The following is a 13,916-nucleotide window of genomic DNA, read 5'->3' on the forward strand; positions in this document are numbered from 1 at the left end:
GCGATCCTCGTCCAATCAGGCCTTCATGTAGGGTCCGCCGGCCGGATCGTCAGGGCCGGCTCAGCCCGCGAGGGCCCCGGCGCGGCGCCGCGCCGCGTCCACGGCCTCGCGCATCAGGTCCGGCAGGCCGCCGCTGCGCATCAGCACCGCAAGGGCCTCGGCGGTGGTGCCGCCCGGCGAGGTCACGTCCTGGCGCAGGAGCCCGGCCTCGCGGGGGCTGGCGTCGAGGAGCGCGGCGGCGCCCGTGACCGTGGAGCGGGCGAGACGCGCGGCCATGTCCGCCGGCAGGCCGGCGGCGACGCCCGCCTGCGCCATCGCCTCGGCCAGGAGGAAGACGTAGGCCGGGCCGGAGCCCGAGACGGCGGTGAGCGCGTCGATCAGCCCCTCGTCGTCGAGCCATTCCACGACGCCGACGCTGGCGAGGAGCGCATGGGCCTGGGCCCGCTGCTCCGGATCGACCGCCGCGCTGGCCACGGCGCCGGTGGCGCCCCGGCCGATGCTGGCGGGGAGGTTGGGCATCGCCCGCACGATGGCGCGGGCGCCGGGCAGGCGGTCGCGCAGGTTGGCGATGGTCTTGCCCGCCAGGATCGACACCACCAGGGTCCGGGGGCCGACGAGCGGCGCCAGTGCGGGCGCCGCGCCCTCCAGCCCCTGCGGCTTCATGGCGAGCACCAGCGCCTCGGCGACCGGCGGCGCGGCGGGGTTCAGGGCGAGCCCGTGCGCGGCGCAGAGCGCCTGCATCTCGGGGGACGGCTGCGGATCGAGAACCGTGGTGCGGGCCGGGTCGAGCCCGCCCGCAAGCCAGCCGGCGAGCATCGCGCCGCCCATCTTGCCGGCGCCCACCAGGGTGAGGGAGGCGGGAAGGACGGGGGTGGCCGGCGTGCTCACGCCTCGCCTTCGGTCTCGAACAGCACCGCGTCGAGGGCCTCGCGGGCCGACTTGCCGGCCCAGAGCACGAACTGGAAGGCCTGGTAGTAGCGCTCGCAGGCGTCGACGGCCGACTTCAGCATCATGGTGCACTGGCCCTGGGTCGGGGCCGCGCCACCCGTCAGCAGCAGCGAGTGACGGAACATTACCACGTTGTCGGTGGACCAGAGGTCGAAATGCCCGACCCAGAGCTGCTCGTTGACCAGGGAGACCAGGGTCAGGATCTCGGTGCGGCGGCGCTCCGGCACCTTGAGGTCGAAGGCGGAGGCGACGTGCAGCGCCTCCACGTCCTCGATCCAGGTGAACGCCACGTGATAGTCGGCCCAGCGCCCGGCCACGGAGACCGACATCTCGTCGGTCTCGGCCCGGTCGAAGATCCAGTCGCGCAGCGACGCGAGGCGCTCGACGATGTCGAGGGGATGCTCGTGCCGATCGTAATCTTCGATGTGGAGTTGGGTCATGGCGGTCCAGTGTGTCGATCTTGGCGAAGATCGGCGAAGTCGTTGTGAAACTCGATCCTGCCACCGCTGGCGCTCTGTTCCGGAGTTGCTCCACGCCCACCCGGTGAGGGTGCGGCAGGCGGCGATTCTGTTCGGTTCAGGGCGTTTCGGGGCGGGAGCGAATCAGGTCATGACCCACTATAGACCGTGCTGGACTCGCGTTTCAAAGCGGCCCGGGAAGCCGGTGAACAGGAAAGCGACCGTCCACCGTTCCTTCCTGTGCACAAGCGTGGCGGGGCGGGAGCGCCCGCGAATCAACCTGGAATCAGATCGCCTCGCTGGCCCCGGCCACCGGTTCGGCGCCGAGTTTCGCCTCGAGGGCGGTGACCCGGGCGGCCAGGGCGTCGTTCTGGCTGCGCAGGGCCGAGACGAGGTCGCGCAGCACGTCGAGCTCCTCGCGGGAGGCGATGTCCATGTCGCGGATCAGGCGCTCGACCTGGGCCTTGAACACCGTCTCCGCCTCGCGGCGCACGCCCTGCGCGGCTCCGGCGGCGTCGGTCATCAGGCGGGCGAAATCGTCGAACAGCCGGTTCGAGCCTTGCATCGTCGTCTCCCGGAGCAGTGAGGCCGCCATCCGTCCGTGACGGCCACGAGACCGGCGCCTGCGCGTCACGACATAAGAATCCCCGCGCGTCCCGGCAATCCGCGCCGGTGCTTTGTGCGCCCGGCCGCGGATGTTTCCGGCGGTGTCCGGCGCGGGGGCGCGAAACAGGCATTTACAAATCCCTGCCGCGCCGGCCCTTCGAACTGCACGCAGCCGGGCGCATAATCCCGCGTTGACAGAGCCGCATGGGGTCCGGGCGCCGGTCCCGGATGCGGAGGGAGCCGCGATGCTCGGGACCATGACGCAGACGACCGCCACCCATCCCCACATCCTCCTGGTCGAGGACGACCGCGAGATCAGCGCCCTCGTCGCCCGCTACCTGCGCGCCAACGAGTGCCGGGTCAGCCTCGCCGGGGACGGGGTGGCCATGGACAAGGTGCTGGCCGATGCCCGGGTCGACCTCGTCGTCCTCGACCTGATGCTCCCGGGCGAGGACGGGCTCAGCCTGTGCCGGCGGCTGCGCGCCACCTCGCGCATCCCGATCCTGATGCTCACCGCCAAGGCCGAGGAGATCGACCGGATCATCGGCCTCGAGATCGGCGCCGACGATTACCTCGGCAAGCCCTTCAACCCGCGCGAGCTGCTGGCGCGCATCCGCGCCATCCTGCGGCGGGGCACGGGCACGGAGGCCGAGGCGGAGGAGGGCGTGCGCCGCCTGCACTTCCTCGGCTGGACCCTCGATGTCTCCCTACGCCAGCTCCTCAGCCCGGAGGATGCGCGCATCGCCATCACGGGGGCGGAGTTCGACCTGCTGCACGCCCTCTGCCTGCGTCCCGGCCGGGTGCTCTCCCGGGACCAGCTCCTCGACCTGACGCAGGGGCGGGCCGCCGGCCCGTTCGAGCGCAGCATCGACGTCCTGATCAGCCGCATCCGCCAGAAGATCGAGCAGGACCCGCGCAACCCCGAGATCATCCGCACCATCCGCTCCGGCGGCTACCTCTTCACGCCGGAGGTCACCCGCGCATGAGGACCCCGCGCATGGAGATCCCGCGCAAGAAGACCCCGCGCATCAACGACCCCCGGATGGGGACCCCCGATGAGGGCCGCGTCATGACGCCGTCCTGGAGCCGCCTGCGCGCCCTGGTGCCGTCGAGCGTCGCCGGGCAGATCGCCCTGCTCATCGTCGCCGCGGTGGTGCTGGCGCACGCCATGGCGACGCTGGCCTTCTTCACCCTGCGCGAGCCGTGGCGACCCGACGACCATCCCGGCGTCGCCGCCAACCGCCTCGCCACGGTGGCCCGCCTCCTCGACGGCGCCAGCCCGGCCGACCGTCCGGCGCTCATCGCCAACGCCGCCCGGATGCTGCCGACCCTGCGGATCGAGCCCTGGGACGAGACCGATGCCGGGACCACCGTGCCGGAGCCGGCGGGCGACGACCGGATCAGCGACCATTTCGTGGTCCAGCGCCTGCGCGACGGCTTCGGCCGCCCCCTCGCCATCACCGACCTGTCGGCGGCCAGGCGGCCGGCGGATGCGCCCCCGGGCGTGCGCGTCGGCATCGCGACGCCGGGGGGCGCCCGGCTCTCGGCCCTGGTGCCGGACGACGACCGCCCGCCCATGCGGCAGGGCGCCATCATCTTCACCTTCGTGTTCCTGGGGGTCGCCGTCTCGCTGATCTGCCTCTGGGCCACGCGGGCGCTCACCGCGCCGCTGGCCCGGCTCGCCGAGGCGGCGGACGTCTTCGGCACCCGCATGAACCTCGTGGACCTGCCGGAGAACGGCCCGCGCGAGGTGGTCGCCCTGTCCCGGGCCCTCGACCGGATGCGGGCCCGCGTGCGCCGCCTCGTGGACGACCGCACCCAGATGCTCGCCGCGATCAGCCACGACCTGCGCACCCCGATCACCCGCCTGCGTCTGCGCGCGGAGTTCATCGACGACGACCACGCGCGGACCATGACCCTGCGCGACCTCGACCAGATGAACGGTCTGGTGGAGGCGGCCCTGTCCTTCGTCCGCGACGGTCACTCCCCGGAGGGGGGCGCCAAGACGCTGATCGACCTCGCCTCCATCGTGCAGACCGTGGCGGACGAGTTCGCCGATATCGGTGCCGACGTCCGGGTCGCCGAGACCCGCCACGTCCTGGTCCAGGGCCGGCCGGACGAATTGCAGCGCGCGATCATGAACCTCGTCGACAACGCGGTGAAGTATGGCGGGGCGGCACGGCTGACGGTGACGCAGACCGAGCGCGGCGTGGCGGTGGACGTCAGCGACGACGGCCCCGGCATCCCGGAGGCCGAGCGCGACGCCATGCTCCAGCCCTTCGTGCGCGGCGACCGGGCGCGCAATCTCGACACCGCCAGCGGCTTCGGCCTCGGGCTCTCCATCGTCCTCGCTATCGTGGATTCGCACGAGGGGCGCTTCACCCTGCGCAACCGGACGCCGCGCGGCCTGACCGCGCGGATCGAGCTGCCGCGCACCGTCTCGGCGTCGCCGCCGGCCGTCGCGGCCGAGCCGGGCCTTCGCGCCGCCGCCGAGTGAGCGGAGCCCGGGGGCCGGGAACGCGAAAAGGCCCGGACCGCACGGGGCCGGGCCTTCCTCCGTGGCCGGGCGCTCGGGGCCGGCTCACGTCACGTCGTCAGACGTCGCGTCGTCAGGGTCGCATCAGCAGCGCGGGCCGCCCGAGGTCTGGCCATATTGCTGGACCGGAAAGTTCTGCTGGTTGGCGTTGCCCTGGCTCGCCGAATTGTCCGCGCAGCGGCCCGTGACCGGGACATCGTAGGAGCGGATCGAGCCCGTCGTGATGTCGTCGTAGCGGGAGGCGGGCACATCGCCGTAGGCCGGTGCGACGCGGTCGAACGCGAAGCTTCCGGTCGCCGGAGCAGCAACAGCAAAAACAGTTGCGGCAACGAGGGCGAAAAGACGATGTTTCATGGAAAGAATATCACTCCTGTGTGAGACGAAGACCCTGTGTCTTCTGCGTCTCGACTGCGATGAGAGTGATATGGGTCGCGTCGCGCGATGGTGACGTGCCGCCGCGCACGCGACCGCCCGCTGCCGTCCGAAGGGGCGGCGGCCGGACCGGAGCCGTCAGAACTCCATGTCGAGTTCCTCGATCTCGTCGGGCTCCCGCGCCGCCTCGGCGGCCCATTCCTCCATCAGCGGCCAGGCCAGGATGGTGTCGCGATAGGCCTCGGTCCGGCGCGACAGGCTGACATCGTAGGTGCGGAAGCGGGTGCAGACGGGGGCGAACATCGCGTCGGCGAGGCTCGGCGTTTCGCCGAAGAGGTACGGGCCGTCGTAGCGACCCAGGCATTCGTCGACGATCGTGATCACCCGCTCGATGTCGCCCCGCGCGCCGTTGAAGATCTTGAAGTTCCTGTGCCGCGCCTTGAGGTTCATCGGCAGGGCCGAGCGCAGGTTGATGAAGCCGCCATGCATCTCGCCCGAGATCGAGCGGCAATGGGCCCGGGCCACGGCGTTGCGCGGCAGGAACCCGGCCTCCGGCCGGATCTCGTTGAGGTACTGGGCGATGGCGAGGGTGTCCCAGACGATGATCTCGCCGTGGACGAGGCGGGGAACGAGGAACGAGGGCGACAGGTGCAGGAGCTCCGCCCGGGTGGAGGCGTCGTTCCCGGAGAGGAGCTCCGTCTCGAAATCGAGCCCGGCCATGCGGCAGACCAGCCAGCCGCGCAGGGACCACGACGAGTAATTCCGGCTCGAGATCGTCAGCGTCGCCGCAGGCATGGTGTCCCCCCGTGTTCCCTCGCCGACACGTGATCCAAGACTCGTGCCGCCGGGCCGCACCGACAGGCAGGATGTTTCCAGTCACCGCATCGCCGGCTCGACCGGTACGGGAGCCTTTTGTCACGGCGTAGGTTGACCTTTCACAGTCACGGCCTTCGATGAGACGATGTTCACCTCTTATTCCGATGCGACGCGCGACACTTCCCGGGTGATGCATACGCACAACAACCGCAGGATATCACACGTTATGGCCGTTGCGTCCGGGCCCTGCCTGCCCCAGCCTAGCGCCCCATCGTCGACGGCTCTGCCGTCGCGCCCGCTCGCCGCGGACGTTCTGCGATTTGACGGTTCGCGTAGGAGTTCGGGCTGCATGCTCTATCGTGCCTTCGATGCCCAGTCTGACCTGGCGGAGCAGACGCGCGCCTGGGGACGTCTCGTCCATGACGCCGTCTCCCCCTGGACGTCCGCCGGCTACCGCGAACCGCTGAACTGGTGGTCCGCGGGCGCCCGCATGATGATGCGCGCCGGGCTGACCTTCACCCGCCCCGCCTACGGCATCGACAGCGTGACGGTCGGCAACCGCGAGGTGCCGGTGACCGAGGAGGCGGCCTTCGCGACGCCGTTCGGGACGCTGCTGCGCTTCAAGAAGGACATCGACACCGAGCAGCCCCGCGTCCTCGTGGTGGCGCCGCTCTCTGGCCACTTCGCCACCCTGTTGCGCGGCACGGTGCGGACCCTGCTGCCCGATCACGACGTCTACATCACCGACTGGCACAACGCCCGCGACGTGCCCCTGAGCGCCGGTCCGTTCGGGTTCGACGACTATGTCGACCACCTCGTGCAGTTCCTCGGCGCGATCGGAGAGGGGGCGCATCTCGTCGCCGTGTGCCAGCCGGCCGTGCAGGCGCTGGCCGCCGCCGCCGTGATGGCGCATTCGAAGGACGTGGCGCACCCGCGCAGCATGACGCTGATGGCCGGCCCGGTGGATTGCCGGATCTCGCCGACCTCGGTGAACCACCTCGCCACCTCGAAGCCGATCGCGTGGTTCGAGAAGAACCTCATCGCCACGGTGCCCGAACGGCACAAGGGCGCCGGCCGCCGGGTCTATCCCGGCTTCATGCAGGTCTCGGCCTTCGTCTCGATGAACGCCAAGCGCCACATCCAGGGCCATGCCGACCTGTTCTGGCACCTGGCCAACGGCGAGACTGACAAGGCGCGCCAGATCGAGGGCTTCTACGACGAGTACTTCGCCGTCCTCGACCTCGCGGCGGAGTTCTACATCGAGACGGTCAAGACCGTGTTCCAGGACTACACCCTGGCCAAGAACGAGCTGACCTATCGCGGCAACCCCATCGACATGGGCGCCATTCGCAAGACCGCGCTGATGACGGTGGAGGGCGAGCGCGACGACATCTGCGCGGTGGGCCAGACCATGGCGGCGCACGACCTCTGCACCAGCCTGCCCCACCACATGAAGAGCCACCACCTCCAGGCCGGCGTCGGCCATTACGGCGTGTTCTCCGGCCGCAAGTGGGAGAGCCAGACCTACCCGCTGGTGCGCAACTTCATCCAGTCCCACAACTGATACAGTTTCCGGCTGAATCGTTCGGGTTCTGGCGCGGGTCCCCTCTCCTAAAAGGAGAGGGAGCGCGTCGCGCACAGGATGACCGAAGCCATTATCCGGAAACCGTATGAGGGCATGCTGCCCCCCGGTCGGTCGATCGGGGCGGCTCGGCGGCTCGTCCGCGCCGATCCCGACGGGTCTCGGCCCCGGTGCGGGCTCCTCCCTCCGCCCCACGCGGAGGACGGACCCGCACAGCGGGCGGGGGAGGGCGCTGGCCTGCTCCGATCGTCGGGGGTCGTCCCGCCCCCGCCCCCGCCCCCGCCTCAGGCGGCGGCGAGCGCCATCGACATCGATTCCTTCTTCATCAGCTCGCGGTAGAATCCGTCGAGATGGGTCAGCTTGTCCGGCGAGCCGTCCTGGATGATGCGGCCGCCCTCCAGCACGACGATCCGGTCGAAGTCCTTCAGCGTCGAGAGGCGGTGCGCGATCGCGATCACCGTGCGGCCCTTCATCAGGTTGGCGAGGGCGTGGCGGATCGCCTCCTCGGACTCGGCGTCGAGGGCCGAGGTCGCCTCGTCCAGGAGCAGGATCGGCGAATCCTTGAGGATGGCCCGCGCGATGGCGATGCGCTGGCGCTGGCCGCCGGAGAGCTTCACGCCGCGGTCGCCCACGATGGTGTCGAAGCCCTCGGGCAGGGCCTCGATGAAGTCGGTGCAGTGGGCCGCCGCCGCGGCCTTCCAGACATCCTCGTCCGAGGCGTCGGGCCGTCCGTAACGGATGTTCTCCCGCAGCGTACGGTGGAACATCGAGACGTCCTGCGGCACCACCGTGATGGCCTCGCGCAGGGATTCCTGGGTGACGCGCTGGATGTCCTGGCCGTTGATCAGGAGGCGGCCGCCCTGCGCGTCGTAGAAGCGCTGCAGCAGCGAGAACAGGGTCGACTTGCCGCCCCCGGACTTGCCTACGAGGCCGACGCGCTGGCCGGGCTGGATGACGAGGTCGAAATCGGTGAAGACGCCGCGCCCGTCCGGGTAGGAGAAGGCGACGTGGTCGAAGGTGATCTCGGCGCCGGCGCTGCCGGAGAGCGGCTCGGCCTCCGGGTGGTCGATCAGGTCGTGCGGCTGCAGCAGGGTGTGCAGCGCCTCCGAGAGGCGGGCCGTGTGCTGGGTCGCGTCCACCAGGGCCACGGCGAGGTCGCGGGTCGCGGCCAGGATGCGGATGCCCAGGGTGCAGACGAGCACCACCTGGCCGTTGGTGGCCTGCCCGGCCTCCCACATGGTGATGGCCCAGTAGAGCAGGCCCAGCACCGCCAGCACCGTCAGGATGGCGTGCACGATGCGCAGCTTCTCGAGGTAGAGCAGCGAGGAGCGGCGCGAGCGCATCTCCTGGCCGATCGTCCCGTCGAAGCGGGTGTATTCGCGCTTGAAGGCCGAGAAGGCGCGCACCAGCGGCATGTTGCCGACGAGGTCGACCATCTCGCCGTCGACGGAGGCGGCCTTGGCGGCGAAGTCGTGGTGCAGGGGCTTTCCGGCCGCCGCCATCTTGAACATCAGCAGCACGACGGCGGCGAAGATGCCGGCGAGCACCAGCGCCATCGTGAGGTTGACGCTGCCGATGTAGAGGATCGAGCCGAAGGCGGCGACGCAGGGCGGCATCACGTTGAACACGAACATGTTCTCGACCGTGAAGATCGCGTTCGAGGTCGCCGTGATGCGCGAGGCCAGGGTGCCGGGCTGCCGGTCGGCGAAGAAGGTCGGGGAGTGCCCGGTCATGTGCCGGAACAGGTCGCGCCGGATGTCGCCGGTGACGCCCACGAAGGTGAACGAGCCGACGAGGCTCGCCACGCGCCAGAGCATGTTGTCGGCCGCGATGAAGGCGATCAGCAGGGCGAGCGCGCTCCAGATCAGGCCGGCCTGCGGCCCCTTGCTCAGCGCATCGACGACCCCCTTCAGCGCATAGTCGGTGCTGACGGAGAAGCCCACGGCGCCGAGCACGGCGCACAGGATGACGATGTGCGGCAGGGCGCGTCGGCGCAGATAGCGTCCCACGAAGGCGAACGGCCTATCGGCATAAACGCAGAGGTCTTCCATCGCGGTGACCGTCCCGGTTTCGAGGGTCCGCCCGGACAGGGGGTGGACCTGCTTCTGTTAAGGCGTCCTCGCGGACCCTGGTTTCCCGCGCGTGCCCCACTCAGGATCTTGAGCCCCCCTGACTCGCAACGCGAAGCGGGGGCAAGCGTTGCAGTGTCCGGCAGAGGTTTGCGCGTTTTAGCGTGCAAACCTGAACATCGCTTGAGCGGCAAGCGAATTCGATGCCGTGGTCCCGCTTCTGCGCGCTCCGCCGGGTGTCACGCCGCCGGATCGCGGCGCGTCTCCGGCATGATCAGCGCCACTAGGGCGAAGGCGGCGAAGCCCACGATGGCGAGGCCGAGGAAGGCGGTGTGGCTGCCGAGCCGGTCCGCCATCACGCCGGCGAGCGAGGTCGACAGGGCGGCGCCGATGCCCATGGCGGTGCCGACCGCCCCCAGGGCGAGGTTGAAATGGCCCGTCCTCCGGGTGGCGTCCGAGACCACGAGGGGCACCATCACGCCGAACACCGCCGCCGAGATGCCGTCGAAGACCTGGATCGCCACCAGGAGTTCGGGGCTGTCGACATAGGCGAAGAGCAGGCCGCGGATCGGCAGGGCGGCGAAGCCGATGAGCAGCAGCGGGCGGCGGCCCCAGCGCTCGGCCAGGCGCCCGACGCTGGGCGCCGACACGGCGAGGACGACCTGGGGCACGACGATGCAGGCGGCGATCAGCGCCGTCGCGGTCTCGCTGGCCCGCAGGGTCAGCATGCTGCCCACCAGCGGCAGCATCGCCGCGTTGGCGAGGAAGAACAGCGTCATGCAGGCGGCAAAGCACAGCAGCGCGCGGTTGGTGAGGAGGGCGCGCAGGCCGGCCCCGTCCCGCGCCGCCGCGGCGTCCCCGGCCGGCCGGGCCTGGGTCTGGGCCGGGCCGTCGATCTCGTCGGACCGGATCCGCGAGAGCGCGATCAGGGTCGGCACCATCAGGGCGGCGGTGAGGTAGAACACGGCGTCGTTGGAGAGGTAGTAGCCGCAGGCGCCCATCCCGGCGGCGGCGACGGCGTTGCCGAGGGCCGAGAAGCTGGCGTTGCGGCCGAGCCGCTCGCCCGCCCGGGCATGGCCGACGAGGCCGATGCTGATCGCCGCGATGGCGGGGGTGAGGATGCAGCTCGCCGCGGAATGCGCGGCCATGGCCAGCAGCACCACGAGGAAGTTCGGCCACATGGCGAGCGCGAAGGCGCTCAGCGCGATGGCCACCACCGAGAAGCCGGCGGCGAAGCGGCGCGAGCGCACCGCGTCCACGAAGGCGCCGCCGGGGACCTGGCCGAGCAGGCTGACGAGGCTGCCCACCGTGAGGGCGAAGCCGATGTCGGACTGGGTCCACTTGGCCTGGGTGAAGTACACGGCCAGGAACGGCCCGAAGCCGGTCTGGAGGTTCGCCACGAAGAACGCGAACCCGTCGAGGCCGCGCGTGCTCCGGCGCGAGATCACCTTCATGTCGGCCGGGTTCTCCGCTGCCGTCGCCGGCGGGACATCGTCCGTGAGGGCGTCGCGGCGCGGGAGCGGCCGCGGCCGGAACTCCGGACGCGCGACGTCCCGCGGCTTGAGCGCCCGGCGATCCTTCGGGAGCGGAACCGTCATCGATCCGGCGACTTCTCGGCCGGCTTGTCCGGCGCCTTCTCGGGAGCGGGCGCGGGCAGGGCCGCGGGAGCGGGCGCGGCGGGCGCGGCGACCGGCGGAGGAGCGGCCGCCGCCGGGGGCGCGGGCGGTCCCTGGACCGGGGCGGCGGCCTGCTCGCCCTCGGCGGGCGCGGCCGGGCTGGCGGGGCCGAGCACCACGATGGGCTCGCCCGCCTTGTACTCGGGCGAGACCCGGACCTGGTTGCGGCTGAGCTGCAGGACCGGCCGGCTCGCCTTGCCGTCGGTGGTGAAGCGCATGGCGCGCCAGTCCACCGCGATCTTGCGGGAGCCGACGCCGAGGAAGCCGCCGAAATCGATGATCGCCGCCCGCGGGCGGCCGTCCTTGTCCAGGATGATGTCGATGATCCGGCCCATATCCTCGCCGGTCGAGCTGCGCACGCCCTTGCCGAGGATGCCCTCGTAATCCTGGGTGTCGAGCACCGTGGCGGGCGTGCCCGTGGCCGGCGCGCCGGGGGGCGGAGCCGGAACCGGAGCCGGAGCCGGCGTGCCCGCGACGGGCGGCGTGGCGGGCGGCGTGGCGGGGATCGCGGCCGGAGCCGGCGCGGGTGCCGGGGTCGCGGGCGTGCCGGTCGTGACCTCGCCGGGGCTCGGCGCGGCGTCCTTGCCCGGCGCGGCCGGGGTTTCGGCGGCCGCGGAGGCGGCCAACAGGGTGATCGTCGCGGCGGCGATCATCCGGACAGTTCTGAACACGCGCGTTCCCCGAGTGGTGCGTCTCGCCGGCCTGACACAATGGCAGCTTGGGCGGCGGGTTCCGCCCCAGGGGCGGTTCCGGCCTCATTGCGCGTCGACCAAGGCGAAGTTGTGGATGGGCGAGAGGAATGGACGCGCGGGTCGCGGCCGCCTCCGGTCGCCGGCGGCGGAGGGACCCGGCTCCGGCGAAGGCAGGACGGCGCGACGTCGCGCGCGGCACTCGCGCAAGAACTGGACCGGTCTCGCGCCGATCCCCGCCCCTGGCGGCGCACTCTGGCACCGGGCCAAGCGTGGCCGCAATCCCCCACGCACCGGAGCGTGTCTGGTTTTCGCCAAAACCGCGTCGTACAGAGGCAGACAGAGTGAGTGGGCGCCCCGAAAGCGGTCGCCGGCGTTTTCCCGAGGACCAGAGCCGATGTCCCTTCCGTCCAGAGCCTGCGCCGTCGCGCTCGTTGCCGCCGCGCTCGCCGGGTGCCAAGCGCTCGGCGGCGGTGGCGGCGTGATGCCCGAGACGGAGGTCGGCCCGCCCCCCTCCATGCGCGGCTCGGTGCCGGGTCCCCAGCGCGGCCGCTCCGCGGAGATCGATCCCGACGGCGCTCCGCTCCAGACCGCCCCGACGCGCCGCATCGCCGTGCCGAGCGCCGGCGGCGGCCAGACCCGCGCGGCGGCGAACGAGGAGCGCCGCATCCGGCGCGAGGACATCGAGGGCGAGACCGCGACCCGGTCGAGCTCCGGCGGTCTCGCCCCCCAGATGGGCCAGGGCGGCAGCGTCGGTCTCGGCGGCAAGTTCTAGGACCCGATCCTTCGTCGGGCCCGGTCTTCCGAGGCCCGATCTTCCAAGACCCGATTTCCAAGGCTCGATCTTCCGGGAGCTGGCTCTCGAAGCCGCGCTCTTCCGAGAGCCCGTCGCACGCGCACGGACCCCGCCGGGTCGCGTGCGCGGTCGCCCCTCTGCGCCGGGCCCGGGTGGCGGGCGCGGGCGCCGCAGCGCCGATGGTGTCCTCGGACGAAACAGTTTCTGATCCGCGCCTTGGCGGTTCGCGCTATGAAAAGACAGTTTTCGGCGCTCGCCGGCCGTCTAGAAATTTGACAGTTCCCGAGCGTTGCTGAGATCTGACGATCGTGCGATCCTCGAATACTGCGCTGTATTGAATCCGGCGCAGGATCTTTGGTGTCGCGTCGTGCCGAGCGGTGGCGGCGAACCCGCCCTGGGAGGAGCGCTGCGCGAACGCACGAGCGGGAGGCATCGTCATGGATCACGACACGATGCGGCGGGCGACCGCCGAGTTCTTCGGCACGTTCTGGCTCACCTTCGGCGGCTGCGGCGCCGCCATCCTGTCGGCGGCCTTTCCCGAGTTGGGGATCGGCTTCCTCGGGGTCGCCCTGGCCTTCGGCCTCACCGTCCTGACGATGGCCTACGCGGTCGGTCACATCTCCGGCGGTCACTTCAACCCGGCCGTGACCCTGGGGCTGTGGTCGGCGCAGCGCTGCGCCAACCGGCACGTGGTGCCCTACATCGTGGCCCAGGTGGTGGGCGCGATCCTGGCCGCGGGCGTCCTCTATGCCATCGCCTCGGGCAAGCCCGGCTGGGTGCCGAACGGGTTCGCGTCGAACGGCTACGGGGAGCTCAGCCCGGGCAGGTACAGCCTCGCCGCCTGCCTCGTCACCGAGGCCCTGACGACGTTCTTCTTCCTCGTGATCATCGTCGGCACCACCTCGAAGGGGGCGGCAACCGGCTTTGCCGGGATTCCGATCGGGTTCGCCCTGGTGCTGATCCACCTCGTCTCGATCCCGGTGACCAACACCTCGGTCAACCCGGCCCGCAGCACCGGCCCGGCCCTGATCGCGGGCGGCGATCATCTCGGGCAGCTCTGGCTGTTCTGGCTCGCGCCGATCGTCGGCGCGATGGCGGCGGGCGCCATGGCGCGCTGGCTCTACGAGCCTGCCGACGTCGTCGACACGCGGGTGATCGAGAAGGGACGCGCGATCTGACCGGCGGCGGGCCGCCCCCCGTCACGGACCCGAAGGTTCCCGTGGGCCCGAAGGCTCGCGTGGACCCGAAGGCTCCCGTGGACCTGAAGGCTCCCGTGAACCTGAAGGCTCCCGTGGAGCGCAGGGCTCCCGTGCCGACCCCGGCGGTTCCGCCGGGCGCGGAAGCGCCCTAGATCGCGGAGGTACGGAG

The 13,916-nt window shown here is 71.2% G+C and carries 13 protein-coding genes; 5 read left to right on the forward strand and 8 right to left on the reverse strand.

All coding sequences use genetic code 11. The features are described from left to right. Nucleotides 1-60: 60 nt before the first annotated feature. From proC to ACXJY8_RS21520, 3 genes are all read right to left on the reverse strand, one after another. Nucleotides 61-888 (reverse strand): pyrroline-5-carboxylate reductase, encoded by an 828-nt coding sequence (proC, locus tag ACXJY8_RS21510; protein WP_463773483.1) that lies wholly within the window; start codon nt 886-888, stop codon nt 61-63. Next, nucleotides 885-1,388, reverse strand: a complete 504-nt coding sequence (locus ACXJY8_RS21515) for a type III secretion system chaperone family protein (protein WP_463773485.1) — start codon at nt 1,386-1,388, stop codon at nt 885-887. Before ACXJY8_RS21515 ends, proC begins: the two co-directional genes overlap by 4 nt. A gap of 304 nt (nt 1,389-1,692) precedes the next feature. Continuing rightward, complete coding sequence (locus ACXJY8_RS21520) at nt 1,693-1,971, reverse strand: accessory factor UbiK family protein (RefSeq protein ID WP_463773487.1); 279 nt, start codon at nt 1,969-1,971, stop codon at nt 1,693-1,695. A 298-nt stretch (nt 1,972-2,269) separates the two neighbouring features. Between ACXJY8_RS21520 and ACXJY8_RS21525 the strand changes: the two genes are divergently transcribed. Together ACXJY8_RS21525 and ACXJY8_RS21530 are read left to right on the forward strand one after the other, a co-directional pair. After that, nucleotides 2,270-2,998: a response regulator gene (locus ACXJY8_RS21525; RefSeq protein WP_463773489.1), complete on the forward strand. Its 729-nt coding sequence runs from the start codon at nt 2,270-2,272 to the stop codon at nt 2,996-2,998. A gap of 56 nt (nt 2,999-3,054) precedes the next feature. After that, nucleotides 3,055-4,509 (forward strand): ATP-binding protein, encoded by a 1,455-nt coding sequence (locus ACXJY8_RS21530; protein ID WP_463780892.1) that lies wholly within the window; start codon nt 3,055-3,057, stop codon nt 4,507-4,509. A gap of 123 nt (nt 4,510-4,632) precedes the next feature. On the opposite strand, the gene ACXJY8_RS21535 is transcribed toward ACXJY8_RS21530, so the two are convergent. Together ACXJY8_RS21535 and ACXJY8_RS21540 are read right to left on the reverse strand one after the other, a co-directional pair. Next, the gene (locus tag ACXJY8_RS21535; protein ID WP_463773491.1) at nt 4,633-4,902 is read right to left on the reverse strand and encodes a hypothetical protein; all 270 of its coding nucleotides are present in this window, start codon (nt 4,900-4,902) and stop codon (nt 4,633-4,635) included. A 156-nt stretch (nt 4,903-5,058) separates the two neighbouring features. Next, the gene (locus ACXJY8_RS21540) at nt 5,059-5,715 is read right to left on the reverse strand and encodes a glutathione S-transferase family protein (RefSeq protein ID WP_463773494.1); all 657 of its coding nucleotides are present in this window, start codon (nt 5,713-5,715) and stop codon (nt 5,059-5,061) included. 370 nt (nt 5,716-6,085) lie between these two features. Between ACXJY8_RS21540 and ACXJY8_RS21545 the strand changes: the two genes are divergently transcribed. Continuing rightward, nucleotides 6,086-7,300 (forward strand): polyhydroxyalkanoate depolymerase, encoded by a 1,215-nt coding sequence (locus ACXJY8_RS21545; RefSeq protein ID WP_463773497.1) that lies wholly within the window; start codon nt 6,086-6,088, stop codon nt 7,298-7,300. A gap of 302 nt (nt 7,301-7,602) precedes the next feature. Here the strand turns inward: ACXJY8_RS21545 and ACXJY8_RS21550 are convergent, their stop codons facing one another. The 3 genes from ACXJY8_RS21550 to ACXJY8_RS21560 form a co-directional block, all read right to left on the reverse strand. After that, nucleotides 7,603-9,369, reverse strand: coding sequence for an ABC transporter ATP-binding protein (locus ACXJY8_RS21550; RefSeq protein ID WP_463773499.1), 1,767 nt, complete (start codon nt 9,367-9,369; stop codon nt 7,603-7,605). Between the two features lie 257 nt (nt 9,370-9,626). Continuing rightward, nucleotides 9,627-10,985: an MFS transporter gene (locus ACXJY8_RS21555; protein ID WP_463773502.1), complete on the reverse strand. Its 1,359-nt coding sequence runs from the start codon at nt 10,983-10,985 to the stop codon at nt 9,627-9,629. After that, nucleotides 10,982-11,734: a PRC-barrel domain-containing protein gene (locus tag ACXJY8_RS21560; protein ID WP_463773506.1), complete on the reverse strand. Its 753-nt coding sequence runs from the start codon at nt 11,732-11,734 to the stop codon at nt 10,982-10,984. The genes ACXJY8_RS21555 and ACXJY8_RS21560 overlap by 4 nt, the downstream gene beginning before the upstream one ends. Before the next feature lie 415 nt (nt 11,735-12,149). Here ACXJY8_RS21560 and ACXJY8_RS21565 point away from each other — a divergent pair, with 415 nt between their 5' ends. Beyond that, nucleotides 12,150-12,527: a hypothetical protein gene (locus tag ACXJY8_RS21565; protein ID WP_463773508.1), complete on the forward strand. Its 378-nt coding sequence runs from the start codon at nt 12,150-12,152 to the stop codon at nt 12,525-12,527. A gap of 458 nt (nt 12,528-12,985) precedes the next feature. Further along, nucleotides 12,986-13,726, forward strand: a complete 741-nt coding sequence (gene aqpZ, locus ACXJY8_RS21570) for an aquaporin Z (protein WP_463773510.1) — start codon at nt 12,986-12,988, stop codon at nt 13,724-13,726. The last annotated feature ends 190 nt before the right edge of the window (nt 13,727-13,916 follow it).

The organism is Methylobacterium sp. TK31 (assembly GCF_055361545.1).

What these genes read in the sequence shown, in the direction of transcription:
- ACXJY8_RS21515 (WP_463773485.1), bottom strand. Translation starts at nt 1,388, where the DNA reads ATGACCCAACTCCACATCGAAGATTACGATCGGCACGAGCATCCCCTC.
- ACXJY8_RS21520 (WP_463773487.1), bottom strand. Translation starts at nt 1,971, where the DNA reads ATGCAAGGCTCGAACCGGCTGTTCGACGATTTCGCCCGCCTGATGACC.
- ACXJY8_RS21525 (WP_463773489.1), top strand. Translation starts at nt 2,270, where the DNA reads ATGACGCAGACGACCGCCACCCATCCCCACATCCTCCTGGTCGAGGAC.
- ACXJY8_RS21530 (WP_463780892.1), top strand. Translation starts at nt 3,055, where the DNA reads ATGGGGACCCCCGATGAGGGCCGCGTCATGACGCCGTCCTGGAGCCGC.
- ACXJY8_RS21535 (WP_463773491.1), bottom strand. Translation starts at nt 4,902, where the DNA reads ATGAAACATCGTCTTTTCGCCCTCGTTGCCGCAACTGTTTTTGCTGTT.
- ACXJY8_RS21540 (WP_463773494.1), bottom strand. Translation starts at nt 5,715, where the DNA reads ATGCCTGCGGCGACGCTGACGATCTCGAGCCGGAATTACTCGTCGTGG.
- ACXJY8_RS21545 (WP_463773497.1), top strand. Translation starts at nt 6,086, where the DNA reads ATGCTCTATCGTGCCTTCGATGCCCAGTCTGACCTGGCGGAGCAGACG.
- ACXJY8_RS21550 (WP_463773499.1), bottom strand. Translation starts at nt 9,369, where the DNA reads ATGGAAGACCTCTGCGTTTATGCCGATAGGCCGTTCGCCTTCGTGGGA.
- ACXJY8_RS21555 (WP_463773502.1), bottom strand. Translation starts at nt 10,985, where the DNA reads ATGACGGTTCCGCTCCCGAAGGATCGCCGGGCGCTCAAGCCGCGGGAC.
- ACXJY8_RS21565 (WP_463773508.1), top strand. Translation starts at nt 12,150, where the DNA reads ATGTCCCTTCCGTCCAGAGCCTGCGCCGTCGCGCTCGTTGCCGCCGCG.
- aqpZ (WP_463773510.1), top strand. Translation starts at nt 12,986, where the DNA reads ATGGATCACGACACGATGCGGCGGGCGACCGCCGAGTTCTTCGGCACG.